Source organism: Sphingomonas donggukensis (assembly GCF_023674425.1).
GTDB classification, from domain to species: domain Bacteria; phylum Pseudomonadota; class Alphaproteobacteria; order Sphingomonadales; family Sphingomonadaceae; genus Sphingomonas; species Sphingomonas donggukensis.
In genome coordinates, this window is record NZ_CP098401.1 from 1,725,186 (window position 1) to 1,749,875 (window position 24,690).

31 protein-coding genes are annotated in these 24,690 nt (G+C 68.2%); 8 read left to right on the forward strand and 23 right to left on the reverse strand.

Features of this window, described 5'->3' with window-relative positions:
• Positions 1-99 precede the first annotated feature (99 nt).
• Both ppa and M9980_RS08480 read left to right on the forward strand, forming a co-directional pair.
• Complete coding sequence (ppa, locus tag M9980_RS08475; protein WP_250749222.1) at positions 100-657, forward strand: inorganic diphosphatase; 558 nt, start codon at positions 100-102, stop codon at positions 655-657.
• A complete protein-coding gene (locus M9980_RS08480) occupies positions 654-1,424 on the forward strand; it encodes a hypothetical protein (protein WP_250749225.1) in 771 nt (256 codons plus the stop codon). The genes ppa and M9980_RS08480 overlap by 4 nt, the downstream gene beginning before the upstream one ends.
• On the opposite strand, the gene M9980_RS08485 is transcribed toward M9980_RS08480, so the two are convergent.
• Genes M9980_RS08485 through M9980_RS08495 form a run of 3 tightly spaced genes read right to left on the reverse strand, consistent with a single transcriptional unit; the run spans position 1,312 to position 3,088 of the window.
• Complete coding sequence (locus M9980_RS08485; RefSeq protein WP_250749228.1) at positions 1,312-1,707, reverse strand: TfoX/Sxy family protein; 396 nt, start codon at positions 1,705-1,707, stop codon at positions 1,312-1,314. The two genes, M9980_RS08480 and M9980_RS08485, sit on opposite strands and share 113 nt — an antisense overlap.
• A complete protein-coding gene (locus M9980_RS08490; RefSeq protein ID WP_250749231.1) occupies positions 1,707-2,189 on the reverse strand; it encodes a GNAT family N-acetyltransferase in 483 nt (160 codons plus the stop codon). The genes M9980_RS08485 and M9980_RS08490 overlap by 1 nt, the downstream gene beginning before the upstream one ends.
• Complete coding sequence (locus tag M9980_RS08495; RefSeq protein WP_250749234.1) at positions 2,186-3,088, reverse strand: DMT family transporter; 903 nt, start codon at positions 3,086-3,088, stop codon at positions 2,186-2,188. Before M9980_RS08495 ends, M9980_RS08490 begins: the two co-directional genes overlap by 4 nt.
• 50 nt (positions 3,089-3,138) lie before the next feature.
• Here M9980_RS08495 and M9980_RS08500 point away from each other — a divergent pair, with 50 nt between their 5' ends.
• On the forward strand, positions 3,139-3,789 hold the full coding sequence (locus M9980_RS08500) for a DUF1345 domain-containing protein (RefSeq protein WP_250749236.1): 651 nt from the start codon (positions 3,139-3,141) through the stop codon (positions 3,787-3,789).
• On the opposite strand, the gene M9980_RS08505 is transcribed toward M9980_RS08500, so the two are convergent.
• Complete coding sequence (locus tag M9980_RS08505) at positions 3,786-4,223, reverse strand: thioredoxin family protein (RefSeq protein WP_250749239.1); 438 nt, start codon at positions 4,221-4,223, stop codon at positions 3,786-3,788. The two genes, M9980_RS08500 and M9980_RS08505, sit on opposite strands and share 4 nt — an antisense overlap.
• Positions 4,224-4,387: 164 nt before the next feature.
• Positions 4,388-5,503 (reverse strand): flavodoxin-dependent (E)-4-hydroxy-3-methylbut-2-enyl-diphosphate synthase, encoded by a 1,116-nt coding sequence (gene ispG / locus M9980_RS08510; protein WP_250749242.1) that lies wholly within the window; start codon positions 5,501-5,503, stop codon positions 4,388-4,390.
• A gap of 107 nt (positions 5,504-5,610) precedes the next feature.
• Between ispG and M9980_RS08515 the strand changes: the two genes are divergently transcribed.
• From M9980_RS08515 to M9980_RS08525, 3 genes are all read left to right on the forward strand, one after another.
• Entirely contained in the window at positions 5,611-6,762 is a 1,152-nt protein-coding gene (locus M9980_RS08515) for an acyltransferase family protein (RefSeq protein WP_250749245.1), read from the forward strand.
• Positions 6,763-6,912: 150 nt separating this feature from the next.
• The gene (locus M9980_RS08520) at positions 6,913-8,076 is read left to right on the forward strand and encodes an acyltransferase family protein (protein ID WP_250749247.1); all 1,164 of its coding nucleotides are present in this window, start codon (positions 6,913-6,915) and stop codon (positions 8,074-8,076) included.
• Between the two features lie 61 nt (positions 8,077-8,137).
• On the forward strand, positions 8,138-9,091 hold the full coding sequence (locus M9980_RS08525) for an isoaspartyl peptidase/L-asparaginase family protein (protein WP_250749250.1): 954 nt from the start codon (positions 8,138-8,140) through the stop codon (positions 9,089-9,091).
• 30 nt (positions 9,092-9,121) lie between these two features.
• On the opposite strand, the gene M9980_RS08530 is transcribed toward M9980_RS08525, so the two are convergent.
• The gene (locus M9980_RS08530; protein WP_250749253.1) at positions 9,122-9,457 is read right to left on the reverse strand and encodes a GFA family protein; all 336 of its coding nucleotides are present in this window, start codon (positions 9,455-9,457) and stop codon (positions 9,122-9,124) included.
• Positions 9,458-9,562: 105 nt separating this feature from the next.
• Between M9980_RS08530 and M9980_RS08535 the strand changes: the two genes are divergently transcribed.
• Together M9980_RS08535 and M9980_RS08540 are read left to right on the forward strand one after the other, a co-directional pair.
• Positions 9,563-10,429 (forward strand): S1/P1 nuclease, encoded by an 867-nt coding sequence (locus tag M9980_RS08535; protein ID WP_250749256.1) that lies wholly within the window; start codon positions 9,563-9,565, stop codon positions 10,427-10,429.
• 44 nt (positions 10,430-10,473) lie between these two features.
• Positions 10,474-11,622: an alpha/beta fold hydrolase gene (locus M9980_RS08540; RefSeq protein ID WP_250749259.1), complete on the forward strand. Its 1,149-nt coding sequence runs from the start codon at positions 10,474-10,476 to the stop codon at positions 11,620-11,622.
• On the opposite strand, the gene M9980_RS08545 is transcribed toward M9980_RS08540, so the two are convergent.
• From M9980_RS08545 to hslO, 17 genes are all read right to left on the reverse strand, one after another.
• Positions 11,619-11,900, reverse strand: coding sequence for a hypothetical protein (locus M9980_RS08545; protein ID WP_250749262.1), 282 nt, complete (start codon positions 11,898-11,900; stop codon positions 11,619-11,621). The genes M9980_RS08540 and M9980_RS08545 overlap by 4 nt on opposite strands.
• The gene (locus M9980_RS08550; protein WP_250749266.1) at positions 11,897-12,106 is read right to left on the reverse strand and encodes a type II toxin-antitoxin system antitoxin; all 210 of its coding nucleotides are present in this window, start codon (positions 12,104-12,106) and stop codon (positions 11,897-11,899) included. Before M9980_RS08550 ends, M9980_RS08545 begins: the two co-directional genes overlap by 4 nt.
• Positions 12,107-12,115: 9 nt before the next feature.
• Positions 12,116-13,024 carry an SPFH domain-containing protein gene (locus tag M9980_RS08555; RefSeq protein WP_250749269.1) on the reverse strand — a complete coding sequence of 303 codons (909 nt, stop codon included), beginning with the start codon at positions 13,022-13,024 and terminating at the stop codon, positions 12,116-12,118.
• Positions 13,025-13,204: 180 nt separating this feature from the next.
• Positions 13,205-13,735, reverse strand: coding sequence for a peptidoglycan-associated lipoprotein Pal (gene pal, locus M9980_RS08560; protein WP_250749276.1), 531 nt, complete (start codon positions 13,733-13,735; stop codon positions 13,205-13,207).
• A 30-nt stretch (positions 13,736-13,765) separates the two neighbouring features.
• Positions 13,766-15,091: a Tol-Pal system beta propeller repeat protein TolB gene (gene tolB, locus M9980_RS08565; protein WP_250749278.1), complete on the reverse strand. Its 1,326-nt coding sequence runs from the start codon at positions 15,089-15,091 to the stop codon at positions 13,766-13,768.
• 150 nt (positions 15,092-15,241) lie between these two features.
• Positions 15,242-16,210 carry a cell envelope biogenesis protein TolA gene (locus M9980_RS08570; protein ID WP_250749280.1) on the reverse strand — a complete coding sequence of 323 codons (969 nt, stop codon included), beginning with the start codon at positions 16,208-16,210 and terminating at the stop codon, positions 15,242-15,244.
• On the reverse strand, positions 16,210-16,647 hold the full coding sequence (gene tolR, locus M9980_RS08575) for a protein TolR (protein WP_250749282.1): 438 nt from the start codon (positions 16,645-16,647) through the stop codon (positions 16,210-16,212). The genes M9980_RS08570 and tolR overlap by 1 nt, the downstream gene beginning before the upstream one ends.
• 4 nt (positions 16,648-16,651) lie before the next feature.
• The gene (gene tolQ, locus M9980_RS08580; RefSeq protein WP_250749285.1) at positions 16,652-17,344 is read right to left on the reverse strand and encodes a protein TolQ; all 693 of its coding nucleotides are present in this window, start codon (positions 17,342-17,344) and stop codon (positions 16,652-16,654) included.
• An 8-nt stretch (positions 17,345-17,352) separates the two neighbouring features.
• Complete coding sequence (ybgC, locus tag M9980_RS08585) at positions 17,353-17,811, reverse strand: tol-pal system-associated acyl-CoA thioesterase (protein WP_250749288.1); 459 nt, start codon at positions 17,809-17,811, stop codon at positions 17,353-17,355.
• A gap of 321 nt (positions 17,812-18,132) precedes the next feature.
• Positions 18,133-19,152, reverse strand: a complete 1,020-nt coding sequence (gene ruvB / locus M9980_RS08590) for a Holliday junction branch migration DNA helicase RuvB (RefSeq protein WP_250749291.1) — start codon at positions 19,150-19,152, stop codon at positions 18,133-18,135.
• On the reverse strand, positions 19,149-19,685 hold the full coding sequence (locus tag M9980_RS08595) for a hypothetical protein (RefSeq protein WP_250749294.1): 537 nt from the start codon (positions 19,683-19,685) through the stop codon (positions 19,149-19,151). The genes ruvB and M9980_RS08595 overlap by 4 nt, the downstream gene beginning before the upstream one ends.
• Before the next feature lie 14 nt (positions 19,686-19,699).
• Positions 19,700-20,296 (reverse strand): Holliday junction branch migration protein RuvA, encoded by a 597-nt coding sequence (ruvA, locus tag M9980_RS08600; RefSeq protein ID WP_250749297.1) that lies wholly within the window; start codon positions 20,294-20,296, stop codon positions 19,700-19,702.
• Positions 20,297-20,536: 240 nt separating this feature from the next.
• The gene (gene ruvC, locus M9980_RS08605; protein WP_250749300.1) at positions 20,537-21,022 is read right to left on the reverse strand and encodes a crossover junction endodeoxyribonuclease RuvC; all 486 of its coding nucleotides are present in this window, start codon (positions 21,020-21,022) and stop codon (positions 20,537-20,539) included.
• Between the two features lie 175 nt (positions 21,023-21,197).
• Positions 21,198-21,941: a YebC/PmpR family DNA-binding transcriptional regulator gene (locus M9980_RS08610; RefSeq protein ID WP_250749302.1), complete on the reverse strand. Its 744-nt coding sequence runs from the start codon at positions 21,939-21,941 to the stop codon at positions 21,198-21,200.
• A 77-nt stretch (positions 21,942-22,018) separates the two neighbouring features.
• Positions 22,019-22,258, reverse strand: a complete 240-nt coding sequence (locus M9980_RS08615; RefSeq protein ID WP_250749305.1) for a DUF2312 domain-containing protein — start codon at positions 22,256-22,258, stop codon at positions 22,019-22,021.
• A 91-nt stretch (positions 22,259-22,349) separates the two neighbouring features.
• A complete protein-coding gene (locus M9980_RS08620; protein ID WP_250749309.1) occupies positions 22,350-23,696 on the reverse strand; it encodes a metal-dependent hydrolase family protein in 1,347 nt (448 codons plus the stop codon).
• 75 nt (positions 23,697-23,771) lie between these two features.
• Complete coding sequence (gene hslO, locus M9980_RS08625; RefSeq protein WP_250749311.1) at positions 23,772-24,689, reverse strand: Hsp33 family molecular chaperone HslO; 918 nt, start codon at positions 24,687-24,689, stop codon at positions 23,772-23,774.
• Position 24,690 lies beyond the last annotated feature (1 nt).

Here is a 24,690-nt window from a genome sequence, read left to right on the forward strand (position 1 = left end):
TCGGGAACATTGTCTCGATACGCGCCCTCGATACGCGTGTTCCACGCTACTCGGTCGCTACTCGACACGAACGGTCTAGTTGAGAAGGAAGGTACAGACATGCGGATCGACCTGATCCCGGTGGGCGACGATCCGCCCAACAGCCTGAACGTCATCATCGAGGTTCCGGTGGGCGGCGAGCCCGTCAAGTACGAGTTCGACAAGGCCAGCGGCGCGCTGTTCGTCGATCGCATCCTGCACACACCGATGCGCTATCCGGCGAACTACGGCTTCGTGCCCCATACGCTGTCGCCCGACGGCGATCCATTGGACGCGCTGGTCGTCGCACGCTCGCCGTTCGTACCGGGCTGCGTCGTGCGCGCGCGCCCGATCGGCGTGCTGAAGCTGGAAGACGAGGCCGGCGGCGACGAGAAGCTGGTGTGCGTGCCGGTCGACACGACCTTCCCCTATTATTCGGACGTCGGCGAGCGGCAGGATCTGCCGTCGATCGTGCTCCAGCAGATCGAGCATTTCTTCAAGCACTACAAGGACCTGGAGTCCGAGAAGTGGGTGCGCATCGGCCAGTGGGGCGATGCCGAGGAAGCCAAGCGGATCACGCTCGAAGCCATCGAGGCGTACAAGGCCGACAAGGCCGCCCGGGCCGACAACGGCGAATGACCCCTGCCAACGCCTGGCGCTGGTGTGCAGCGGCAGGCGTGGCGGCGTTCCTGTGTTCGTGGGGCTTCGGGCAGATACCGGGGCTGGTGGCGTGCGGGCCGACCGGTGGACTGGGGCCGATTATCGCGTTCGAGTTCGTGCGGTCGCCGGCGCACGTTGCGATGCTGTTCGGTGCGGAGCCGTGCCGGTCGGCGCTGGTTGCGGCGCAGAAGACCGGGCTGCTGCTCGATGCGCTGGGGTTCATCCCGGCGTATGCGGCGTTCCTGGTGTTCGCGGCGCTTGCCTGTTCCCCGGCGAAGGCCGGGGTTCAGTCGCGAGCGGCCCATAGCTCGGCCCCGGCCTTCGCCGGGGAACGGATCAGGTGGTTGGTGATCGGCGCGATCCTGCTCGCGGCGCTGTGCGACCAGATCGAGGGCGCGCTGCTCTACCGCATTCTTGCCGACCTGCCCGGCCCCCCCACGCTCATCGACGCCTTGTGGTGGCCGGTGCACATCAAGTTCGCGCTGCTCGCGGCGGGCACGGCGGGCATCGCGATCCTGCTGCTGTCACATATGCGCCTGCCCGGCTTCGTCGCGGCGCTGTTCGTTACCATCGGCGTCTGCACCGCAGTCGCGGGATGGCTGAACGGCCCCTCGCCGGTCATGATGCTCGGCTTCACGATTTCCTGGGTGACGATCCTGCTTTCGGCGCTTTTGGCTTCCTGGCGGCCTTCGCTTTTTTCGGCGCGCGCAGCCCCGCCTCCAGTGCCAGCGCCGCCCAGCGCCTGAGCGCGTCGGCGTCGTCGTACACATCGTCGGGCGCGCGGCGGTAGTTCATCGTCGCGACGCTGCCGTCGCTGGCGGTGAAGCTGAACCGTTCGCATCCGGCGGCGTCCCATTCGGGATCGCTGACCTTATCGGACTTCAGCCACAGCGCGTCATCGTCGACGATTCCGAAGACCTGTCCGTCGAGGTACAGCGTCGCGCCGCCCATCATCGCGCGCTTCGTCAGCGTGCCGAGCGGCTCGGTCGCCTCCGCGACCCAGGCGATCAGGCCCTCGTCCGCCGCCATTATGCGCCCTCCGCCAGCCGGGTCAGCGCATCGCCCGACACGCGGTACGTGCGCCATTCGTTCATCGGCTCCGCGCCCTTCGACAGGTAGAAGGCGATCGCCGGCGCGTTCCAGTCGAGCACCGCCCATTCGAACCGCGTACAGCCGCGCGCGACCGCGATGCCGGCGAGATGCGTGAGCAGTGCGCCGCCCACCCCGCTCCCGCGCGCATCGGGGGTGACGTAGAGATCCTCCAGATACAGCCCGCGCCAGCCGGTCCAGGTCGAGAAATTGAAGAAGTAGAGCGCCATGCCGACCGGCACGCCATCCACCTCAGCGACGACCGCATAGGCCGCGGGCTGCTGCGCGAACAGCGCGTCGGCCAGCAGTGTTTCGGTCGCGACGACCTTGTCGGCGGCGCGCTCATACTCCGCGAGCTCGCGGACGAAGCGCAGGATGACCGGAACGTCGGCGAGGACGGCGGGGCGGATGGCGACGGTCATGGAGCTACCTCGAGTTGGGGGACGGCGGTGGGTTTCCCCCGCGCCGCGATGAAACAGCCCGCGACGATGAGCGCGGCACCGGCCAGCGTCCACGGCGACAGCGGTTCGGCGAACACCAGCCAGCCGAGGATCGCCGCCCACACGAACGACGTATATTCGGTCGGCGCGAGATAGCTCGCCTCGCCGTGCTGATACGCCCAGCCGAGCAGCAGCAGCGAGACGGTGGCGAGCACCGCGGCGCCCAGGATCGTCGGGATATGCTGGCTGTCGGGCACGTCCGCGAACCACGGCGCGGCGATGAGCAGGCAGGTGGACACGATCAGGCTTTGCCAGAACGCGACTTCGATCGGTTTGGCGACCTGCGCCTGCGCGCGCATCAGGATGATGTTGAAGGCATAGCAGACCGCCGAGAGCAGCACGGCGATGGTACCGGCCAGCGCCTCGCGCCCCAGGTCGGCGCGTGCCTGCCCGGTCAGGATCAGCGCGACCCCGCCCGCAGCGCACGCGCAGGCGATGACCGACCCGCGCGGCACGTGTTCCTTCAGGATCAGGGCGGCGAGGAACAGCGAGAGGATCGGCGCGATGAAGGCGAGCGCGATCGCCTGCGCCATCGGGATGCGCGCCAGCCCCCAGAAGAAGCTGAGCGCCATCACGACACTGACGAGACCGCGGATCAGGTGCAGCCGCATCGCCGCACGCGTCGGCCAGGGGCTGCGCGTGCCGGCGTAGAGCGCCCCCGACAGGATGGCGCCGGCCAGGCTGCGCCAGAACATCGTCGTATAGACGCCGAGCGCGAGCACGAGGCCCTTCATCACCGCGTCCATGCCGGAGAACACGAAGATGCCGAGCGCGGCGACGGCGAAGGCGGTCGCGGGGCGGACTGGCGTGTCGTTCGTCATGCGCCCCTTCCCCCGCTGGCGTTGGCATTGCGAGCGCCTATACCAGCGCGATGAGCACGCGCCAGCAATCGATCGGCAACCGCATCGCCCCGCCCCGTTTCCTGGCGTTCTGCGTCATCGCCGCGGTCGCGGTGCCGATCGCGATCGCGCGATCGGGCTGGTCGACGGGGATCATGGTCGGCTTCGATATCGCGGCTACGGTGTTCCTGCTGTCGATCGTCCCGCTGCTGACCAGGTCGGATGCCGATGCGATGCGCGACGCCGCCGAGCGCAACGACGCCAACCGCGTCGTTCTGCTGGGCATCACGGGCGCGACCTCCATCGCGATCCTGGCCGCAGTGGTCGGCGAGCTGGCCGCGAAGGGCGCGCCGCCGCCGCTGACGATCGCGCTGGTCATCGGTACGCTGGCGCTATCGTGGCTGTTCGCCAACACCGTCTACGCACTCCACTATGCGCACCTCTATTATTCGAAGGGTGACGATTCAGGGGATGCGGCGGGACTCGATTTCCCGGAGTGCGACGAGCCCGATTACTGGGACTTCATCTATTTCGCGTTCACGCTGGGGATGACATTCCAGACGTCGGACGTGAGCATCACCGATCGCGGCGTACGCCGCACGGTGACTTTCCACTGCCTGGCGGCGTTCGTGTTCAATCTGGGGGTCATCGCCTTCACGATCAACGTGATCGGCGGCAGCTAGCCTCTCGCGAAATGGTCGTAGATCGCGTCCGCGCTGCGCGACGCGGCGTTGCGCCACGTGGGTGCGTCGGCAAGGTTGAGCGGCTTTCCCGCGGCATCGAGCATCAGGACGGTCGGGGTGCCCGGCACGCCATCGAGACCATAGCTGCGCGCGATGTCGAGGTTCTTCGTCTTCTTGCCGACATTCACCCATACGATCTCATAGTGGGGGTCGAGCATCGCCCGGAACCGCGGGGTCGCGAACCAGCCGGCGAGCGCGCGGCTGTCGTGGCACCAGTTGCCGCCGAAGATGACGAGGACGCGGTGGCCGTTCGCGCGCGCGCGGGTGAGCGCGGCGGCGATGTCGGCGCGGGCGCGGGAGGGGGATGGGAAGGGTTTGGCTTCGGGGTGGGCCGCACCGCTCGCGCTCGTCTCGCCTTCCGATTCTGCCCCCACCCCGTTCGTGCTGAGCCCTTCGACAGGCTCAGGATAAACTTCGGCGCCACGCGCCGAAGTCGAAGCACGTGCCTCAAGCGCGGCGTTTGGGGCATGTGCTTCGACTGCGCTCAGCACGAACGGGGATAGGATGAGGGCGATCGCGACCGCCAGCCCCGCACACTTCACGCCGCCGCCTTCGACACGCCCGTCTCGATCTCGTGCGCCTTGGCCTCGACCAGCTTGACGATGTGGTCGAGCATGTCGGCGCTCTCGACCGTGTGGTCGGTGACGCCCGACAGGTACACCATGTGCTTGCCGTTGCCGCCGCCGGTCAGGCCGATGTCGGTTTCGCGCGCCTCGCCGGGGCCGTTGACGACGCAGCCGAGGACCGAGAGGCTCATCGGCGTGCGGATGTGCTGGAGGCGTTCCTCCAGCGCCTGGACGGTGCGGATCACGTCGAAGCCCTGACGCGCGCAGCTGGGGCAGCTGACGACGCGGACGCCGCGGTTGCGGATGCCGAGCGCCTTCAGGATCTCGAACCCGACGCGGACTTCCTCCTCGGGCTCCGCCGACAACGACACGCGGATGGTATCGCCGATGCCGTACCAGAGCAGGCTGCCGATCCCGATCGCCGACTTGACGGTACCGCCGACGAACCCGCCGGCTTCGGTGATGCCAAGGTGCAGCGGGCAATCGACCGCCTCGGCGAGCTGCTGATAGGCGGCGACCGCGAGGAACAGGTCGGACGCCTTCACCGCCACCTTGAATTCGTGGAAATCGTGGTCCTGGAGCAGCTTGATATGGTCGAGCGCGCTTTCGACCAGCGCCTCGGGACAGGGCTCGCCGTATTTCTCGAGCAGGTCCTTTTCCAGGCTACCGGCGTTCACCCCGATGCGGATCGCGCAGCCATTGGCCTTGGCGGCGTTGACGACTTCGCGCACGCGCTCGGACGAGCCGATGTTGCCCGGATTGATGCGCAGGCACGCAGCACCCGCGTCCGCCGCTTCCAGCGCGCGCTTGTAGTGGAAATGGATGTCGGCGACGATCGGCACGCGCGCGGCACGGACGATGGTCTTCAGCGCGGCGGTGCTTTCCACATCGGGGCAGGACACGCGGATGATGTCGACCCCGGCATCCTCGCAGCGGCGGATCTGGTCGATCGTCGCGACTGCATCGCTGGTCGGCGTGTTCGTCATCGTCTGGACCGTGACCGGCGCATCGCCGCCGACGGGCACGTTGCCGACCATGATCTGGCGGCTTTGGCGGCGCACGATATCGCGCCAGGGTCGAACGGACATGGGGAAACGCTCCAGACTGATGCGCCGCCATATAGCCCTCCGAAAGGATGAGGGAAACCGGCGCAAACGCTAACGCATCGTTATCCTAGACCCGGTAACGGCGGGGCGTGCGCCACGAGCCGAACATTACCGCCGCGATGCCGGCCCGCCAGCGCCATTACGGCATGGACTGGCTGCGCATCGGCGCGTTCGCGCTGCTGATCCTGTATCACATCGGCATGGTCTTCGCGCCGTGGGGCTGGGTGGTGAAGTCCGCCACGACCTACCCCGCGCTGATCGCGCCGATGGCCTTCCTGACGCCGTGGCGCCTCGCGCTGCTGTTCGCGGTATCGGGCTATGCCAGCGCGAAGCTGTTCGTGCGGACGCCCGATGTCACCGTCTTTTTGCGATCGCGCAGCGCCCGGCTGCTGGTGCCGCTGGCGTTCGGCATGGCGGTGTTCGTGCCGGTCGAGATGTGGGTGCGAGTGCGCGGCGGCGGCTATGCACCGGGCTATCTGCATTTCTGGGCGGTCGATTACTGGCGCGTCGGCGCATTCCACGGCGTCGGCTTCCCGAGCTGGGAGCATCTGTGGTTCGTCGCGTATCTGTGGGCGTACACGCTGGGGCTGGGCGCAGTGCTGGCGCTGGGATGGCGCGCAGCGCCGCTGGCCGCGTGGCTGGCGGAGGGACGGCGGCTTTTGTGGGCGCCGATCGTGGCGCTGGCGACCGTAAAGCTCGCGCTGATGTTCGTGGTCGCCGAGCGGCAGGGGCTGTTCAGCGACTGGGCGGGGCATGCCGAATATGCGCCGATGTTCGGCCTAGGGTTCGTGCTGGCCGGCCACCGCACGCTGTGGCCGCCGCTGGCGAGCGTGTTCGTGCCGGCGATCGCCACCGCGCTGCTCGCCGGGATGGTCGTCGTCGGAATAGAGGTGCGCTATCCGGGCGAGGCGCTCCCCCCGCACGCGCTGATGGCGCTCGACCGTGCGGCGCGGATCGCGATGGCGTGGAGCATGATCTGCGTGCTGTTCCAGGCTGCCGATCGCTGGCTGAACCGCGACCATGCGTGGCGCGGGCCGCTCGCGCGGGCGGTGTTCCCGGCGTACATCCTCCACCATACCGCACTGATCGTCGCGGCATGGTGGACGCTGCCGATGGGGTTTGCGCTGCTGGCGGAGTTCGCCATCCTAGCCGTCGCGAGCCTCGCGGCGTGTTTCGCAGGCTATGCGATCGGGAGCCGGGTGGGGTGGATCGGGACGGTGATCGGGATGCCACCGCGGTAGGGGTGACGCGCGGAACGCGCGACGGAGGGGGCCTCCGCGCACGCACCGTTTGTGCCGCTCCCCCTCCACCGCTTCGCGGTCCCCCCCCCCCGTGCCGGGGAGGATTCCTGCGCTTCCCCCCGCCCGGCCCCTCCGCTACGCCGCCGCGCGATGGCACGGCATTATGGCATGGACTGGCTGCGGATCGGGGCGTTTGCGATCCTGATCCTCTACCATATCGGCATGGTCTTCGTGGCTTGGCCGTTCCACGCGAAGGTGGCGCCGACGATCGACTGGGTGGCGATCCCGATGCTGGCGATCAGCCCGTGGCGGTTGACGCTGCTGTTCCTAGTGTCGGGCTATGCCAGCCGCGCGCTGTTGCGGCGGTGGCGGTCGGCGGGGAGTTTTGTCGTGCACCGATCGTGGCGGCTGCTGGTGCCGCTCGCGTTCGGCATCCTCGTCATCGTGCCGCCGCAGTCGTGGGTCGAGCTTACCACCCAGCATGGCTATACCGCGTCCTACTGGCACTTCCTGACCCATGATTACTTCCGCTTCGGCATGCTCGACGGGCTGGTGCTGCCGACGTGGAACCACCTGTGGTTCGTCGCCTATCTGTGGCTCTACACGGTGGTGCTCGGCGTGCTCGTCGCCCTCCCCACGCCGCCACGCGCGCAGGCCGCGTTCGACCGGGTGTTCGGGGGCATCGGTGTCCTCACGCTGCCGATCCTTTGGTTGTTCGCGACGCAGGTGGTCGTGTTCCAGCGGTGGAGCGACAGCCACGACGTCTGGAACGACGGGGTCGCCCACCTCGCCTATTTCCCTGCCTTCCTGTTCGGCTACGGCCTGGCCGGGTCGGACGCGGCGATGGCGGCGATGGTGCGATGGTGGAAGCCGGCGGCGTTCCTCGCGATTGCCAGCTACGCCGTCACCGTCGTGATCGAGGTCGCGTATCCCGGCCTCGCTCGCCCGCCGCAGTGGGTGTCCGACCTGTCGGTGTGGGCACGCCAGCCGCACACCTGGGCGGCGATCGTCGCGCTGATCGGCGTGGCGGAGGCGTATCTGAACCGCGACCACCGCTGGCGCCCGATGCTGACCGAGGCGGTGTTCCCCTTCTATATCATCCACCAGACCGCGATCGTCGTCGGCGTGTGGTGGCTGCTGCCGCTCGCGCTGCCAGCGGCGGCGGAGTTCGGCGCGCTCACGCTCATCACCATCGCCGCCTGCTGGGTGTTCTACCTGGGCGGCCGCGAGATCGGCTGGGCCCGCCCGCTGATCGGGTTGCGGCCGAAGGTGGCGACGCCTGCGCAACCTGCTACGACCGAGCCGACCCTATGACGCCGACCCTATGACGAAAGTCGTGCCCATGCGCCTCATCCTGCTGATCGGAGCCCTTGTCATGTCCGCCCCTGTTGCCGCCCAGACCGCCAAGCCCGGCTGGACGCTCGTCATCCACGGCGGTGCGGGAGTGATCGAGCGCGACCGGATGACGCCGGAGAAGGAAGCGGCGGCGCGCGCCGGGCTGAACGCCGCGCTCGATGCGGGACAGGCGGTGCTGGCCAAAGGCGGCAGCGCGGTCGACGCGGTCGAGGCGGCGATCCAGGTGCTGGAGGACGATCCCCAGTTCAACGCCGGGCGCGGCGCGGTGTTCACCTATGAAGGCACCAACGAACTCGACGCCGCGATCATGGACGGGTCGACGCGCGCCGCCGGAGCGGTCGCCGGCGTCACGCGCACCCGCCACCCGGTGAGCCTCGCGCGCAAGGTGATGACTGACAGCCCGCACGTGATGCTGGCCGGCAAGGGCGCCGACGTCTTCTCAGCCGAGAACGGGCTCGAACAGGCCGACCCGAGCTGGTTCGCGACGCCCGAGCGCAAGCGGCAGCTGGACGAATTGAAGGCGAAGAAGGTCGGCTGGTTCGACGTCGACATGAAATACGGCACCGTCGGCGCGGTGGCGCGCGACGCGGCGGGCCATGTCGCCGCCGCGACCTCGACCGGCGGGGTCACCGGCAAGCGGTGGGGCCGCGTCGGCGACAGCCCGCTGATCGGCGCCGGCACCTACGCCGACGACCGCGCCTGCGCCGTCTCCGCCACCGGCGCGGGCGAGTTCTTCATCCGCGAGGGCGTCGCCCACGAAATCTGCGCGCGCGTCCGCTTCAAGGGCGAGACGCTGAAGGCCGCCGGCGACACGGTGATGGGCGAAGTGAAGACGATGGGCGGCAGCGGCGGCGTGATCCTGACCGGGCCGTCGGGCGAAATGGCGTGGAGCTTTAACACGCCGGGCATGTACCGCGGGCGCGCGTCGGCGGAGGGAGAACGGGTGGTGGCGATCTACGGCGACGAGAAATAGGCTAGCCGTCCGGCGCTCGGGGGGAGCCGCCTAGTCGGCCGCGTTGTCGAACTTGCGCACCTCGACCGCGCTTTCGTCGAAACCGTCGAGCAGGCGGGCGTTGATGCCCATCTTGCCGAAGTCTTCGCCGAGCGTATCCCAGTGGGTGCCGCAGCCGCAGGTCGGGCAGTGGTGGATGCCGATCATGCGGTCGCCCCAGACATAGGCAGTGGTCGGGCCGGTCACGCGGACCTGTTCGGGCGGGTAATAGGCGACGCGCCACGCGAGCTTGCGGCACAGCGAGCAGTTGCAGTCGGCGACCCATGTCGGCGCCGCCGGTACTTCGATCCGCACCGCGCCGCAGTGACAGCTGCCATGAATGTCCATCGCGCCGGGATACGCCGATCGGCAGCGCCGCTCAATCCGCTGACCGCCCCGCCGGTGCAGCGAACGCGCTTTCCCGCGGCGCGGGCGAGCGCTAGGTCTGCCGCTATGATCCGCACCCTCGCCGCCGCCCTCGCGTTCGTCGCGACCATCATTGCCGCCCCGGCTTCGGCCTATTGGGAATATGGCCACGAGACGGTCGCGAGCATTGCCTACCGCAACGTATCGCCCGCCACCCGCGCGAAGATCGATGCGCTGCTGCGACAGTCGCGTTTGCTCGAGACGCCGACGTGCCCGGCGCGCACCATCGAGCAGGCGAGCGTGTGGGCGGACTGCGTGAAACCGCTCGGCCAGCGGTTCAGCTATGCCTATTCGTGGCACTACCAGAACGTCGACATCTGCAAGCCGTTCGACGTGAAGTCGGCGTGCAGGGACGGCAATTGCGTATCCGCGCAGATCGAACGCGACGTGAAGCTGTTGCAGGACAAGGCCGTGCCGGTGCGCGAGAAGGTGCAGGCGCTCGCGTTCCTGGTCCACTTCGTCGGCGATCTTCACCAGCCGCTGCACGCCGGCGATCGCGGCGACCTGGGCGGCAATCGCGCGCGGGCCGACTACGGCATCTATGCGCCGGAGAAGTTCAACCTCCATTCGATCTGGGATGGGCCACTCGCCGAGCGCGCGATCTCCACCCCGCCGAGCCTGGTGCGGGTCTATTCGCCCGCTGCGAAGGCGCCGGTGCAGGCCGGATCGATCGAGGACTGGAGCCGCGACAGCTGGCAGGTCGCGAAGGCATCGGTGTACGCGACCGCGATGGGCGATCCGTGCGGCCCTGCGCCGGCGCGCTCGCACCTCGACGAGGCGACGATCGCGAAGCTGGTCGTGCCGGCGCGCGAGCAGGTGATGAAGGGCGGACTGCGGCTGGCGCGGTTGCTCGACGAGGCGTTCGCTCCGGCGGCGCTACCGCCCGCGAAGTAAACATGCGACGCTCCGCGCGCTGTCGTGGCGCGGAGACCGAGTCGATGATGCATTCGGGCGGGATGTGGGTGCGGGCCGCTAGGATCGGCGCGATCGCCATCGCGGTGTCGCCGCTTCCCGCAATCGCCCAGGCCGCCGGCACGCTGATCGCCGCCGAGCCGCTGGCCGGCGCGCCCGCCGGGGCGCAGGCATGGCGCATCCGCTACACATCGCGCACCGATCGCGGCGCGCCCGAACAAGTGACCGGCGTGGTCGTCGCGCCGACCGCGTCGCCGCCGCGCGAAGGACGCCGCGTCATCGCCTGGGCGCACGGCACCTGGGGCGTCACCCCGGCGTGCGCGCCGTCGCTCAGCCCGGCGTTCTTCACGATGACGCCCGGCCTGACCGATGCGCTGCGGCGCGGCTATGTCGTGGTTGCGACCGACTATCCCGGCCTCGGCACGCCGCAGCCGCATCCGTTCCTGGTCGGCGACAATGCCGCGCATGCCGTACTCGATTCGGTGCGCGCGGCGCGGGGGATACGGGTCGCCGGCGCGGGGGACAGTTTCGCGGTGTGGGGCGAATCGCAAGGGGGCCACGCCGCGCTGTTCACGGGCGAGCGCGCGCGCAGCTATGCGCCCGAGTTGCGTCTGGTCGGGATCGCCGCGGCGGCGCCGCCGACCGACCTGGTGGCCAATCTGACCGGTGGTGCCGATCCCACGGCGCGCGCGTATCTGACCGCGTTCGCCGCACATAGCTGGCAGGCGTTCTACCGCGCCGACCTGTCGACGCTGGGCAGGCCGGCGACCGGGCGGCTGATCGGGCGGCTTGCGCAGAATTGCCTGACGACGGGCAAACCACTGAAGATCGGCACCGCGATCGGGCTGCTCGCGCTGCGTCGCGACCTGCGCGGGGTCGATCTGGGCAGGATCCAGCCGTGGGCACGGTTGGCGCGGATCAACAGTGCCGGACAGAATCCGCCGGGTGCACCGCTGCTGATCGCGCAGAACAGCGGCGACAAGATCGTGGCGCCAGAGGTGACGCGCGCCTTCGCCCGCCGGCTGTGCACGGGCCGCGCGCGCGTGCGCTACGTGACGATGGCGACGAAGGGCGGCCACATCACCAGCGCCGCCGACAGTGCGACGACGACGCTCGACTGGATCGGCGACCGCTTCGCCGGACGGCCCGCGCCAAGCGACTGCGGACGCATCTAGCGATCGGACGACCCCCACCGCCAGCGCCAGCCGCCATCGGTCTTGAGCCACGTGATCGCCAGGAAGGCGACCGTGAGTGCGCCGCCGAGGATCAGCTTCACCTCGTCCGAATGCATCGCCTTCACGATCAGGCCGATCGCGAGGACATAGAGCGCGGTGGCAACCCACCCGGCAAGCGTCGCCGGCACCGCGCCGAAACCGTATCGCTTCTGGGCGAACCAATAGCCGTCACGTACCGGCTGCGACCATCCGAACTGCCTGAAATATCCCGACATCATTCACCCTCTCCCGTCTTGGGCGGCCGCCCCCGCCGTGCCTTTTCCGGTGCTGCGACTTTTACCCCCCGCCGCGCCAGCGCCTCGCGCAGCAGGCATTCGACCTCAGCGTTCACGCTGCGCAGGTCCGCCGCCGCCGCGCGCTCGATCGCCGCGTGGAGCGCGGGATCGAGGCGCAGGGGGAACGCCTTTTTCGGGGGAGCGGTCACCGGCCCGGCCTATTGATACAGCGTGCCGGCGTTCACCACGGGTTGCGCATCGCGGTCGCCGCACAGCACGACCATCAGGTTGCTGACCATCGACGCGCGGCGTTCGTCATCCAGCTCGACGACGTTCTTTTCGCTCAAAAGGTCGAGCGCCATTTCGACCATGCCGACCGCACCCTCGACCAGGGTCTGGCGCGCGGCGACGACCGCCTGCGCCTGTTGACGCCGCAGCATCGCGCCCGCGATCTCCTGTGCGTAGGCCAAGTGCGTGAAACCGCATTCGTCGACGGTGATGCCCGAAACGGTAAGCCGCGCGATCAACTCCTCACGCAGTTCGCCGCCGATCTGGTCGTGGTTGCCGCGTAGCGTCACTTCCTGATGCTCGAAATCGTCGTACGGATAACGTGACCCGATCGTCCGCACCGCCGCCTCGATCTGCACCAGCACGAACGCGCGGTAATCGTCGACGTCGAACAGCGCCTGCGCGGTGTCGGTCACGCGCCACACCACCTGCGCCGCCATCTCGATCGGGTTGCCGCGCAGGTCGTTGACCTTGATCCGGTCGGAAATGATGTTGTTGGCGCGCACCGCGATCTTCTTGCGGATCATCCACGGGAGGACCCAGCGCAGCCCTTCCGTCCGGTCGGTACCGCGGTACGCGCCGAACAACGTGATCGCCGCCGCCTGATTGGGCTGGAGCATGTAGAAGCCGCAGGCGACGAACGCCGCGACCAGCATGGCCCCCGCCGGCACCAGCGCGAACACGGGGTCCAGGCGATCGTTCGCCAGCGACACGACGAAAAATCCGGCGACCAGCACCGCAACCAGCATGAAGCCCAGCATCGCAAAGCCGTTCGCGGTGCTGGCCGGCACCTCGACGCTATGGCTCAGCGCGCGGCGCTCACGTGACGACTCGATCATCTCCACCTCCCGTTAATGTGATATCACATTTATATCGGGATTATGGAGGGGTCAAGGTCATGAAGCCCTCTCCCCTTGGAGAGAGGGTTTGGGAGAGGGGATGGTGTCTCACCGAGACTTGGCGCCCGTGGTAGGCCCCTCTCCCAACCCTCTCCCCAACGGGGAGAGGGCTTAAAGGGACTACTGCAACGTCACCGTCACGGCGCGGCGGTTCTGAGCGTAGCTGGCCTCGTCCGACCCTTGCGCGGCGGGGCGTTCCTTGCCGTAGCTGATGGTCGAAATGCGGCCTGCGTCGACGCCGCGCGCGATCAGATAGTTCTTGGCGGCGTTGGCGCGGCGATCGCCAAGCGCGAGGTTGTATTCGCGGGTGCCGCGCTCATCGCAGTGGCCCTCGACCGAGATGCGGACGTTCGGATACCGCTGAAGCCACTGCGCCTGGGTGTCGAGCACGGCGCGCGCTTGCGAATCGATGTCGAACATGTCGAGCCCGAACAGCACCGTGTCGCTGGTGACGGAGCGCATGAAGTCCTCCCGGCTGCCGGGCACGACCGCGCCGGTACCCGGGCCGGTGTTCTGGCCGGCGTTGGGATCGACCTGACCCGCGATGCCCTCGGGCGCGGGCGGCAGGACGGCGGGGCGCTTCTTGGCGCAGCCGGCGGTTGCGATCAGCGCGGCGGCGATGACGATCGCGCGAGTTTTCGTAGTGGCCATGATCGGGTCTCCTTTTCGATGGCGGAAATGTCAGGGGCGCAGCGGCCCCCAGCTGGGATCGGACCCGTCGAGCGGGGTCGGGATGCGGCGTTCGTTGACGCCGGTCAGGTCGACCGACCAGACATCGGCCTTGGCCGAGCCCTGTGCGGCGCGGAAGAAGGTGAGGACGCGGCCGTTCGGCGACCAGCTCGGCCCCTCGTCACCCCATGCCTCGGTCAGCAATTTCTCGCCCCCGCCCGACGGCGACATCACGCCGATGCGGAACGCGCCGCCGCCGATGCGGGTGAAGGCGATCAGGTCACCGCGCGGGCTCCACGCCGGGGTCGCATAGCGCCCGCCGCCGAAGCTGATGCGCTGCTGGTTCGACCCGTCGGCGTTCATCACATAGAGCTGCTGCGTGCCCGAACGATCGCTTTCGAATACGATCTTCGACCCGTCGGGCGAATAGCTGCCGCCGGTGTCGATGCTGGCGCCGTTGGTCAGCCGCTGCGGCGCGCCCCCGCCGATCGGCACGCGGTAGATGTTGGTGGTGCCGGCCTGCGCCATCGAGAAGATGACCCACTGGCCGTTCGGCGACACCCGCGGTGCGAAGGTGAGTGCGTTGCTGCTCACCAGGCGGCGCTGGCGCTGGGCGCCGATGTCGTAGACGTAGAGCGTGGGCCGGTCGTCGAGATAGCTCATATAGACGATCTGCTGCTGGTTGGGTGCGAAGCGCGGGGTCAGCACAATCGACTGGCCGTTGGTCAGGAAACGGTGGTTGGCGCCGTCCTGATCCATGATGGCGAGCCGCTTGACGCGTCGTGCCTTCGGCCCCGTCTCCGAAACATAGACGATGCGGCTGTCGAAATACGGCCCCTCGCCCGACAGGCGGGTATAGACGGTGTCGGCGCATTTATGCGCGGCGCGGCGCCAGTCGGATGGCGGCACGACGAAGCCCTGCCGCGTCAGTTCGGTCTTCGCGAACACGTCGTACAGATAGCAGCCGACCGTCAGCGTGCCGTCGCCGTTGGCACGGACGAAGCCCTGCACCAGCGCCTGCGCGCCGGTGCCGCCCCAGTACGGAAAATCGGGCGCTGTGACCTGATCCTGGCCGATGGTGCGCAGCTTGTCGGGGCCGATCGGCTTGAACAGCCCGGAGTTGCGCAGGTCGTTGGTGACGATCTCCGCCAGCTGCCGCCCGAGCGCGTCGGTGGAGCCGGCGGCGGTCTGCTGCGGCGCGGGCGTCGGCATCGCCGGGATCGCGATCGGCATCGGCGCGGAAATGCCGCCGACGACATCGACCTCGACCTGCGCGAGTGCGGGGGTGGCGAGCGATGCAGCAAGCGCCCCAACCAGATAAGCTATGCGACGAACCATGTTCCTATTCCTACCGTTCGCCTCGAGTAGCGATCGAGCAACGTCGAGAGCGCGTCATCGAGAGGTGTTCACCCGCGGCGCCGATGTCTCGATACGAGCCCTCGACAAGCTCGGTCTCTACTCGACACGAACGGGTGTGTTGGCCGCTGGTCATCCCGGCAGCCGATAATTGATGATGATATCCTTCCACCCGTTCTCGTACAGCTCGGACGGCAGCTTGTAGGGCGCGCACTGGATGACCGCGGCGGCGGCGAGTTCGCCGACGCGCTGGGAGTAGCGCTCATTCTCGTCCGACACGCCACTCTGGCTGAGTACGGCAGGGCGACCGGCGAGAGCACCGTCAGGGTTCATCCTGATCCTAAGTTTTGTGACAATCTGGTTCGCACCTGGTCCAGGATTTGGAATCCGATTCGCGCAAGGCTGCACCTGCCGTATGATCGCGCTTCCAAGCCCCGCCTGAGCCTGCGCACTCACCGCGGCGGCGCGGGGGGCCTGGCCCGTGCCCTTTTCGCTCGAGATCGCGAGGCTCTTGCGGAAATCGTCGCCGAGCATGCTGCCGCGCGGGCGCGTGGCCTTCGATGCCGGGCTGGTGCCGGCGCGTTCGGGCGCGACGTTCGGGCGGGCCAATCCGGGGCGGGTGCGGGCCGGCTGAGCGGGCGCGGCCTTTGCAGGCGCAGGCTTGGCCGGCGCGGGCTTGGCAGCGGCGGGCTTTGGCGGAGCGGGCTTCGTCACGGGTGCGGGCTTCGGCGCCGGCGCCGGGCGCGGCGGCGCGGGCTTGGCCGGCTCGGGCGGCGTCGGCTGCGGCTTGGGTGGCGCTGAGCGTGGCGGGGTCGGCGCGGGCGGCACGGGAGCGGGCGCGGGTTCAGCTACCTCGGGGGCCGGCGCTGGCGCAGCATCCTCGGGCGGGCCTACGTCAGGGGCCTGCGACGTTGCCGGTGCCTCGGTCGCGGCCGGGGCGGCGCTCTCCAGCGCGACCGCGTCGACCAGCGAGATGTCGATCGGCTTGGTTTCCAGCTTCAGCGGATTGGGCGTGGCGAGGAACCCGACCGACAGCAGCCCGAACAGCAGGATATGCCCTGCCGCCGCCACCCCCAGCCCGTATTTCTCCGCCCGCTCCATCAGGTGCCCGGCGCTTCCGCGTTCGTCACCAGCGCGACGCGGTTCAGCCCGGCGCGGTTGAGTTCGCCCATCACGCCCATCACCTTGCCGTAGCCAAGCGTCGTGTCGGCGCGCAGGAACACCTGCGGCGGCTTCGCGGCGGGCGCCTTTGCAGCGATCCCGGCGAGCGTTTCGGGCAGGGTCGCGGTGACGTCGGCCTTGTCGAGGAACACCCGGCCCTGCTCGTCGATCGCCATGTCGATGGGCTTGGCATCCTGGTCGAGCGGCTTCGCGCGGCTGTCGGGCAGGTTGACGGGCACACCCGCGGTCAGGAGCGGCGCGGTGACCATGAAGATGATGAGCAGCACCAGCATCACGTCGACCAGCGGGGTGACATTGATGTCCGCCATCGGCGCCCGGCGGCCCCGGCCACGCTGGGAGGGGAGGTTCATCGCCACGGCGTCACCGATCCGAATCCAGCTGCCGGCTGAGCGTCGCGTGGAAGCCGTCGGCGAAGCGGTTCAGCCGCGCCTCGATCCGGTTCACGCCGTGCGAGAAGCGGTTGTAGGCGATGACAGCGGGAATCGCCGCGAACAGGCCGATCGCGGTGGCGAACAGTGCCTCGGCGATGCCCGGCGCGACGACGGCGAGCGAGGAATTCTGCTGGCTGGCGATGCTGGTGAAGGCGCGCATGATGCCCCAGACGGTGCCGAACAGCCCGACGAACGGCGCGACCGATCCGATGGTGGCGAGCACGTTCAGCCGGTCGCTCAGCACGTCCACCTCATGCGCCGCGGCGGCGCCCATCGTCGTCGCCAGCCGCTCGCGCGTGCCGTCGCGATCCACGACCTTGCCCGCGGTCGATCGCCGCCATTCGGCGACCCCCGCGGCGAAGACCCGCGCCACCGGCAGGTCGCGGTCGCTCTGCGCCTTGTAGAAGGCGTCGATATCGGCGGCCTTGCGGTAATCGACCTCGAACTGCTCGGTACCCTTGCGCACCTTGCCCAGGCGCGTCCGGAACATCGCGATGATGCCCCACGTCCAGATGCTGGCCGCTATCAGGCCGAGCATCACCGCCTTCACGACGAAATCGGCCTGCAGGAACAGCGCGACCGGCGACAGCGTCGCGGCATCGGCATTGGCGATCAATTCCATGTCGTACTTTATTCCCCCTGGCTCAAAAGCCGTTCGAACGTCGCCATCCAGTCGGACGGCTGGCGCCGCGGTCGGCCCGATGGCGTGACGAACGCGGCCTCGACCGTCGCCTGAGTCAAGACAAGCGTGCCGCGCATGACCTGTTGATGAATGACGACCGCCGCCGCGCGCAAGGTCACCAGCCGCGAGACGACGGTCAGCGTGTCGTCGAGCCGCGCAGGCGCGGCGAAGCGGATCGCGAGGTCGCGGATGGCGTACACCCCCTCCCCGGCTTCGAACACCGCGCGCTGGTCGATCCCCGCCGCGCGCAGCATCGCCGATCGGGCGCGCTCCATGTAGCGCAGATAATTGGCGTGATAGACGACGCCCGACAGGTCGGTGTCCTCGAAATAGACGCGCAGCGGAAAGTGATGCTCGACCCCCTCGAAGCGCCCTTCGAGCGGGAGATTGTCCACTGTGGCCGTCATGCCACAGGCTGTTAACCGATGCGGGCTGCGCGCGTAACCCCGTTCGTCGGCGGAATCGCACCGGTTGTCTGGGGGTAGGCAGGAAACGGTTTGGGGAAGGCGCGAAGGCGCGAAGGTAGAAAGGGGTTTCCGCGCAGAGGCGCGGAGGCGCAGAGGACGCAGAGGAAGTGGGGACGGCTCCGATCCGATCGGCGCGGAGCGCCTTCCAACGACGCGTTGGTTGAAGCCTGCGACGCCTCGACCGCACCGCCCCTGCGCCCTCTGCGCCTCTGCGCGAATACCTCTTAGCGCCTTCGCGCCTTCCCTGAACAGTTTCCCCTTCTAGTCGAACAACCCATCCTGCACTGCCGCCGGCGGATCGAGCCCCAGATGCTTCCACGCCGCCCCATTCAGGCACCGCCCGCGCGCGGTGCGGGCGACCAGGCCGAGCTGGATCAGATAGGGCTCGATCACTTCCTCGATCGTGTCGCGCGGTTCGCTGAGGCCCGCGGCGAGTGTTTCGACGCCCACCGGCCCTCCGCGGTAGATGTCGGCGATCATGGTCAGATAGCGGCGGTCCATCGCGTCGAGGCCGAGCCCGTCGACCTCGAGCCGGGTCAGCGCGCGGTCGGCGGCGCGGGCGTCGACGGTCACTTCGCCCGCGACATTGGCGAAATCACGCACCCGGCGCAGCAGCCGCCCGGCGATGCGCGGCGTGCCGCGGGAGCGCCGGGCGATCTCGCGCGCGCCGTCCTCTGCGACATGCAGGTCGAGCAGCCCGGCGGCGCGGGTGACGACGCGCAGCAATTCGTCCTCGGTATAGAACTGTAGTCGCACCGGGATGCCGAAGCGGTCGCGCAGGGGTGTCGTCAGCAGACCCTGCCGCGTCGTCGCGCCGACGAGCGTGAATTTCGGCAAATCGATGCGGACGCTGCGCGCCGACGGCCCCTCCCCGATCATCAGGTCGAGCGCGCGGTCCTCCATCGCCGGATACAGCACCTCCTCGACCGCGGGGTTCAGGCGGTGGATCTCGTCGATGAACAGGACTTCGCCGTCCTCCAGATTGGTCAGCAGCGCGGCAAGGTCGCCCGATTTGGCGATGACCGGCCCGGACGTGGCTCGGAAGCCCACCCCCATCTCGCGCGCGACGATCTGCGCGAGCGTCGTCTTGCCGAGCCCCGGCGGCCCGAAGAACAGCACATGATCGAGCGCATCGCCGCGCGACTTCGCCGCGTCGATAAACACCCGCAGATTGTCGCGCGCCGCCCGCTGCCCAACGAATTCGTCGAGCGTCTTGGGACGTAGCGCGGCGTCGACGTCCTCAGCGCGGCGCGCAGGGGTCAGGATGCGGTCGTCGGTCATCCACGGCCTAAAAAGGTCTTGCGTGCCATTCGAGCCTCATCGTGTGCGCCATCGAGGTTGTGATCCATCAATCCGCGAACCCGCGCCGACCTTAAAAATCGTGTATGCGCCCAATTCAACAATTCTGGATTTCTAGCATAAGCCATAGCAATAAGTGACGTTTCTAGCCAAGCAATTACTTGTTTCGCGGATTTACCTGTTGCGTATATCCAATCCGAGTCAAATTCTCCGGATATCAAAGGAAACAGGTAAATATGATATGGCCCGGAACATTGACTCGCCATCGCGCGGAAATGAGCCACTTTGTGAGTAGCAAAAACTTCATTCTTGAAACCTTTACTATTTTCACATTTGCCAACGTACCAAGGGATGGGGTTTGCACCTCCGGATGCGAAAGCATAACATCCTATTGCTGATGAAACTCCATCATAATTCTCATCTACGCCCGACCACCAGATCTTACCAGGCACCCAATCATATCCTTCGTCAAAGTCGACAACAAAGGGGCCATAGGCTTCAAAATGATACTGCATGGCGTAATCTCCCTTTACTTCGCCGCCTTCCGCAGCGCTAGTCGCACCAGCGCGTCGAGGGTGGCGCCCGGGCCCAGTTCCTCCTCAGCCGCGGTCACTGCGGCGGTGGCCTCGGCGGGTTTGAAGCCGAGGTTGCCGAGGGCGGAGAGCGCGTCGCCGGCGGCGCTGCCGGCGGTGATCGGGGTGGTGCCAAGGGCGCCCAACGACACGGCGCCGACCTTGTCCTTCAATTCGCGGACAATGCGTTCGGCGAGTTTCGGGCCGACACCGTTGGCGCGCGCGACCATTGCCTTGTCCTGTGCGGCGACCGCGCGGACGAGTTCGTCCGGACCGAATGCGGAGAGGATGCCGAGCGCCACGCGCGCGCCGACGCCCTGCACGCCGGTCAGCAGGCGGAACCAGTCGCGCTCGGCGGCGGTCGCGAAGCCGACGAGGCGCAGGAAATCCTCGCCCACCAGCATCTCGGTGTGCAGCGTCACGCCATCGCCCACGGCGCCGAGCGCATCGAGCGTGCGCGCCGACGCGCCGACGAGATAGCCGACCCCGCCGACGTCGATCACGGCGTGATCGGCGGCGGTGCTGGTCAGGATACCTTTGAGATGTGCGATCATGGCGCGGGCGCCCAGCGATTTGCGCAAGCAAATCGCGGAGACGCCACGGCGGGCAGCGGGGCGGCGCAGCCGTCCCGTCTGACGGCGTGGCGGAATGAGGCGAAAGTCACGGTTGGGACATAAGCGGAACACCGCATGCCTGGGAAGGCAAATGTGCGCGATGATTCTCTCGTGAGCGCATCGCTTGCCGCCCGCCCCCTCCGTCTGGCTGCGCCAGCCACCTCCCCGTGCCGGGGAGGATCAGCGTAGCGCCCGCGCGCTGGCCAAGTGATGCGCGTGGCAGATCGCTACCGCCAGCGCGTCCGCTGCGTCGGGGCCGTCGATCTTCACGCCGGGCAGCAGGATGGACACCATCGCATGGACCTGCGCCTTTTCCGCGCCGCCGGTGCCGACCACCGCCTTCTTGACCAAAGTCGCGGCATATTCGCCGGGGTCGATCCCCACCCGCGCGACGCCCAGCAGCACGACGCCGCGCGCCTGCCCGAGCTTTAGGGTGGATTGCGCGTTCGAGTTGACGAACACTTCCTCCACCGCCGCGGCCTGAGGCGCGTGGTCGGCGATCACCGCGGCGAGCATCGTGTCGAGATGGGCGAGCCGGCGCGCAAGCGGCTCGGCGGTCGCGGTCTTCAGCCGCCCGTTGGCGACATGCGACAGCCGGTTGCCCTCCGCACGGATGACGCCCCAGCCGGTGGTGCCGAGGCCGGGATCGAGGCCGAGGATGATCAAAGCCCCTCTCCCATCGTGAGAGGGAGGGCTCCATGCGAAGCATGGGAGGGTGAGGGCAGGCTCGGGCGCGTCACTGCACTCACCCTTCCGGCGCTTTCGGTTTCCATGAAAATATTACTTTCATGGGTGCCCTGCCGCGCCTCCCTCCCTCTCCCGACGGGAGAGGGAAAGATCTTCACCCCAGCTTTTCCATGACCGCGTCGGAGACTTCGTAATTGCCCCACACGGTCTGGACGTCGTCGTCATCGTCGAGCGCGTCGATCAGCTTGAACAGCGTCGCGGCGTCGCCTTCGCCCACTTCGACCATCGTCTGCGGGCGCCAGGCGAGCTTTGCGCCCTCGGCCTCGCCCAGCACCGGCTCAAGCGCCTTCACGACTTCGTGCAGGTCGCCCTGCGCGGTCCAGATCTCGTGGCCGTCCTCGCTCGACGTCACGTCCTCGGCGCCGGCTTCCAGCGCCGCCTCGAACACCTTCTCGGCATCGCCGACCGTAGCCGGATAGGTGATGAGGCCCAGGCGATCGAACGCATGGCTGACCGCGCCCGGCGCGCCCAGGTTCCCGCCGTTCTTGCTGACCGCGACGCGGACGTTGGTGGCGGTGCGGTTGCGGTTGTCGGTCAGCGCCTCGATGATGAGCGACACGCCGCCGGGGCCGAAGCCCTCGTAGCGGATTTCCTCATAGGTCTCGGCATCGCCCTTCGACGCCTTGTCGATCGACCGCTGGATGTTGTCCTTGGGCATCGACTGCGCCTTGGCGGCGTTGACGGCCATGCGCAGGCGCGGGTTCATGTCGGGATCGGGCAGGCCCATCTTCGCCGCGACGGTGATTTCGCGGCTGAGCTTCGAGAACATGCCCGAACGCTTCTTATCCTGCGCACCTTTCCGATGCATGATGTTCTTGAACTTGGAATGGCCTGCCATGATCGCCTCAGATTGGATGGGCGGGTGATACCCACAAGCGCCGCCGGCGGCAAACGTCGCCCCGGCGGCCACGCGCATCACGCCATCCCGAGCGCCTGGCGATACGTTTCGAGCAGCGCGTCCTGCTCGTCGAGCTGGTGCTTCTCCATCTTCCGCAGGCGGATGATGGCGCGCATGATCTTGGGATCGAAGCCGGTGCCCTTGGCTTCGGCATAGACGTCCTTGATGTCGTCGCCAATGCCGCGCTTTTCCTCTTCCAGCCGCTCGATGCGCTCGATCAGAAGGCGCAGCTGTTCGGCCGATACATTGTCGGTCATTCGTGAACTCCGGGTGTGAAACAGGCGGCGCGTGTAGGCGATTGCGGGCGGCGCGTACAAGCATGAACCGGCGCCATTGGTCGCGTTCGCCTCACTCGACCGGGAACAGCGCCGGCTTGCCAGCCGCCTTGCGCACGCGGCCCTTCTGCATGACGAAATCGACGGTGTTGAGCCGCGCGACGTCGGCGACGGGATCGCCCGCGACCGCGATGATGTCGGCATCCATGCCCGGTGCGATGCGGCCGATGCGGTCGGCGCGGCCGAGCAGGGTGGCGGCATCGATCGTCGCGGTGCGGATCGCGACCGCGGGCGCCATGCCGATCGCGGTCATGTACCCGAATTCGAGTGCGTTGGTCGCATGGGGGCCGACGCCCGAATCGGTGCCGAACGCAAACTTCACGCCGCCGGCCAGCGCGCGGCGGTGGCTCGCCTTCACCACCAGCGCGACCTCTTCGGCCTTGGCGGCGGACGCCGCGGGACGCTCGCCGGCGCGGCTCTGGCGGATGACGCTTTCGAAGGCGTGCATGGTAGGGACCAGGTACGCGCCGGTCGACTTGAACAGCCGCACCGTCTCGTCGTCGATGTAGCTGCCGTGTTCGATCGAATCGACCCCGGCGCGCAGGGCGGTGTCGATGCCCGACTTGCCGTGGGCGTGGGCGGTGACCTTGCGACCGAAGGCGTGGGCGGTGTCGACGATCGCCTTCATCTCGTCATAGGTCATCTGCGCTTCCAGCCCGCCGGCGATGTTGCTGCCGACCCCGCCCGAGGCTGCAAACTTGATGACCTCGGCGCCGGTGAAAATCTGTTCGCGCGTCGCGCGGCGGCAGTCGTCGGCGCCGTTGCAGAGGTGGTCGGCATCCATGCGCTCGGCATGGGCATAGTCTTCCTTCAGGCCGTTGGCGTCGCCGTGGCCGGCGGTGACGGAGATCATGCGGCCGGCGTTGACGATCGTCGGCCCCTCCATCTCGCCGCGCGCGATCGCGTCACGCAGCGCGCGGATGCCGCGCGGCTCCGGACTGCCGAGATCGCGGACGGTGGTGAACCCGCCGAGCAGGGTCGCGCGGGCATTGCCGGCAGCCGCGACGAAGGCGTCCTCCTTGTCCTTCGTCGGCCCCTCCAGCCGCGATTTGAGCGGATAGCCCGAGGAGTAGAAATGGACGTGCATGTCGATCAGGCCGGGCAGGACGTAGCGGTCGCGCAGGTCGATCAGTTCGGCGCCCGCAGTCGGCGCGACGAAGCCGTCGCGGACCTCGGCGACCTTGCCGTCGCGCACGACGATCGTGGAGGGACCGCGCGGCGCCTGTCCCGGCGTCGCCAGCAGCTGCCCGGCCTGGATATAGGTCACGCGGGGGCCGGCGGGTGCGACAGGCGCGCTCGTCTGGGCGGCCACCGGTGCGGCGATGGCGAACGCCACGGCCATGATCGTCGAAAAGCGCATGCATCCCCCCCGGAGTGTGTTCGGGGGGATGCTAGGGTTCATTCGCCCCGCCGACAACGTCCGATCGCTGCCCGATCAGGCGGCGATCGTGTCGACCGGCACCGGGAAATTGCGCGCGCAGAAGGCACAGTCGACGACGATATTGCCCTGCTCGTCGGCCATCTCGGCGCGTTGCTCGGGCGCGAATTTGGCCAGCACCTGCGCGATATAGTCGGGGTCGCAGCGGCACCCCTTTGCCAGCCGCGTCTCGGCGAGCAGGCGGACTTCCTCCTCCTCGTTGAACAGCCGCCAGACGAGCGATTCGAGCGGAAGCGCCGGGTCGGCGAGTTCGTCGGTACCCGCCGTCTGCCCCAGCGTCGCGACATGTTCCCACTCCGGGTGATCGAGCCGGGTGTGAAGGCGGTCGCGACCGACTTCGCCCTCGGGCAGATGCTGGAGGAACAGGCCGCCTGCGACATGTCCGCCTCCCACGGTGCGCCGCACGCCCAGACGGATGAGGCTCGGGATCTGTTCGGACTGGAAGAAATAGCTCTCCGCCGCCGCTGCCAGCGAGTCGCCGTCCAGCGGCACGATGCCCTGATACCGCTCGTTCGACGTCGCCTGGTCGAAGGTGATGGCGAGGTGCCCCTTGCCGAACAGCGCGTAGAGCGACGGCGCGTCGGCGACTTCGCCAAGCCGATCGGCGTCATATTGGACGTATCCGCGCAGGGCCCCGTCCTGATAGTCGCATACCAGCAGCGACACGATCCCGCCGCTCGTCTGCGCCTGCAGCGTCAGCTGGCCCTGCGCATCCTTCAGCAGCGTGCCCAGCAGCGCGGTCAGCGTCAGCGCCTCCGCCAGCAGCGTCTCGATCGGCTGCGGATAGGCGTGGGCGGCGAGAATCTCGTCGAGCACCGGCCCCAGCCGCGCGATGCGGCCGCGGGCGTGGCGGGCGGGAATCGTGAAACCGATCGCGCGGTCGAGATCGGGGGAGGAGGCAGATGTGTCGGTCATC

Coding starts and splice junctions, on each gene's coding strand:
- M9980_RS08520 (WP_250749247.1), top strand. CDS start 6,913: ATGGCACGGCATTATGGCATGGACTGGCTGCGGATCGGGGCGTTTGCG.
- M9980_RS08500 (WP_250749236.1), top strand. CDS start 3,139: ATGAGCACGCGCCAGCAATCGATCGGCAACCGCATCGCCCCGCCCCGT.
- pal (WP_250749276.1), bottom strand. CDS start 13,735: ATGGCCACTACGAAAACTCGCGCGATCGTCATCGCCGCCGCGCTGATC.
- tolQ (WP_250749285.1), bottom strand. CDS start 17,344: ATGGAATTGATCGCCAATGCCGATGCCGCGACGCTGTCGCCGGTCGCG.
- M9980_RS08485 (WP_250749228.1), bottom strand. CDS start 1,707: ATGGCGGCGGACGAGGGCCTGATCGCCTGGGTCGCGGAGGCGACCGAG.
- M9980_RS08555 (WP_250749269.1), bottom strand. CDS start 13,024: ATGATCGAGTCGTCACGTGAGCGCCGCGCGCTGAGCCATAGCGTCGAG.
- M9980_RS08570 (WP_250749280.1), bottom strand. CDS start 16,210: ATGGAGCGGGCGGAGAAATACGGGCTGGGGGTGGCGGCGGCAGGGCAT.
- M9980_RS08495 (WP_250749234.1), bottom strand. CDS start 3,088: ATGACGAACGACACGCCAGTCCGCCCCGCGACCGCCTTCGCCGTCGCC.
- M9980_RS08595 (WP_250749294.1), bottom strand. CDS start 19,685: ATGCAGTATCATTTTGAAGCCTATGGCCCCTTTGTTGTCGACTTTGAC.
- ruvA (WP_250749297.1), bottom strand. CDS start 20,296: ATGATCGCACATCTCAAAGGTATCCTGACCAGCACCGCCGCCGATCAC.
- hslO (WP_250749311.1), bottom strand. CDS start 24,689: ATGACCGACACATCTGCCTCCTCCCCCGATCTCGACCGCGCGATCGGT.
- M9980_RS08490 (WP_250749231.1), bottom strand. CDS start 2,189: ATGACCGTCGCCATCCGCCCCGCCGTCCTCGCCGACGTTCCGGTCATC.
- M9980_RS08525 (WP_250749250.1), top strand. CDS start 8,138: ATGTCCGCCCCTGTTGCCGCCCAGACCGCCAAGCCCGGCTGGACGCTC.
- M9980_RS08480 (WP_250749225.1), top strand. CDS start 654: ATGACCCCTGCCAACGCCTGGCGCTGGTGTGCAGCGGCAGGCGTGGCG.
- M9980_RS08530 (WP_250749253.1), bottom strand. CDS start 9,457: ATGGACATTCATGGCAGCTGTCACTGCGGCGCGGTGCGGATCGAAGTA.
- ppa (WP_250749222.1), top strand. CDS start 100: ATGCGGATCGACCTGATCCCGGTGGGCGACGATCCGCCCAACAGCCTG.
- M9980_RS08620 (WP_250749309.1), bottom strand. CDS start 23,696: ATGCGCTTTTCGACGATCATGGCCGTGGCGTTCGCCATCGCCGCACCG.
- M9980_RS08545 (WP_250749262.1), bottom strand. CDS start 11,900: ATGATGTCGGGATATTTCAGGCAGTTCGGATGGTCGCAGCCGGTACGT.
- tolB (WP_250749278.1), bottom strand. CDS start 15,091: ATGGTTCGTCGCATAGCTTATCTGGTTGGGGCGCTTGCTGCATCGCTC.
- M9980_RS08535 (WP_250749256.1), top strand. CDS start 9,563: ATGATCCGCACCCTCGCCGCCGCCCTCGCGTTCGTCGCGACCATCATT.
- M9980_RS08615 (WP_250749305.1), bottom strand. CDS start 22,258: ATGACCGACAATGTATCGGCCGAACAGCTGCGCCTTCTGATCGAGCGC.
- M9980_RS08540 (WP_250749259.1), top strand. CDS start 10,474: ATGATGCATTCGGGCGGGATGTGGGTGCGGGCCGCTAGGATCGGCGCG.
- ruvB (WP_250749291.1), bottom strand. CDS start 19,152: ATGACCGACGACCGCATCCTGACCCCTGCGCGCCGCGCTGAGGACGTC.
- ispG (WP_250749242.1), bottom strand. CDS start 5,503: ATGTCCGTTCGACCCTGGCGCGATATCGTGCGCCGCCAAAGCCGCCAG.
- M9980_RS08610 (WP_250749302.1), bottom strand. CDS start 21,941: ATGGCAGGCCATTCCAAGTTCAAGAACATCATGCATCGGAAAGGTGCG.
- ybgC (WP_250749288.1), bottom strand. CDS start 17,811: ATGACGGCCACAGTGGACAATCTCCCGCTCGAAGGGCGCTTCGAGGGG.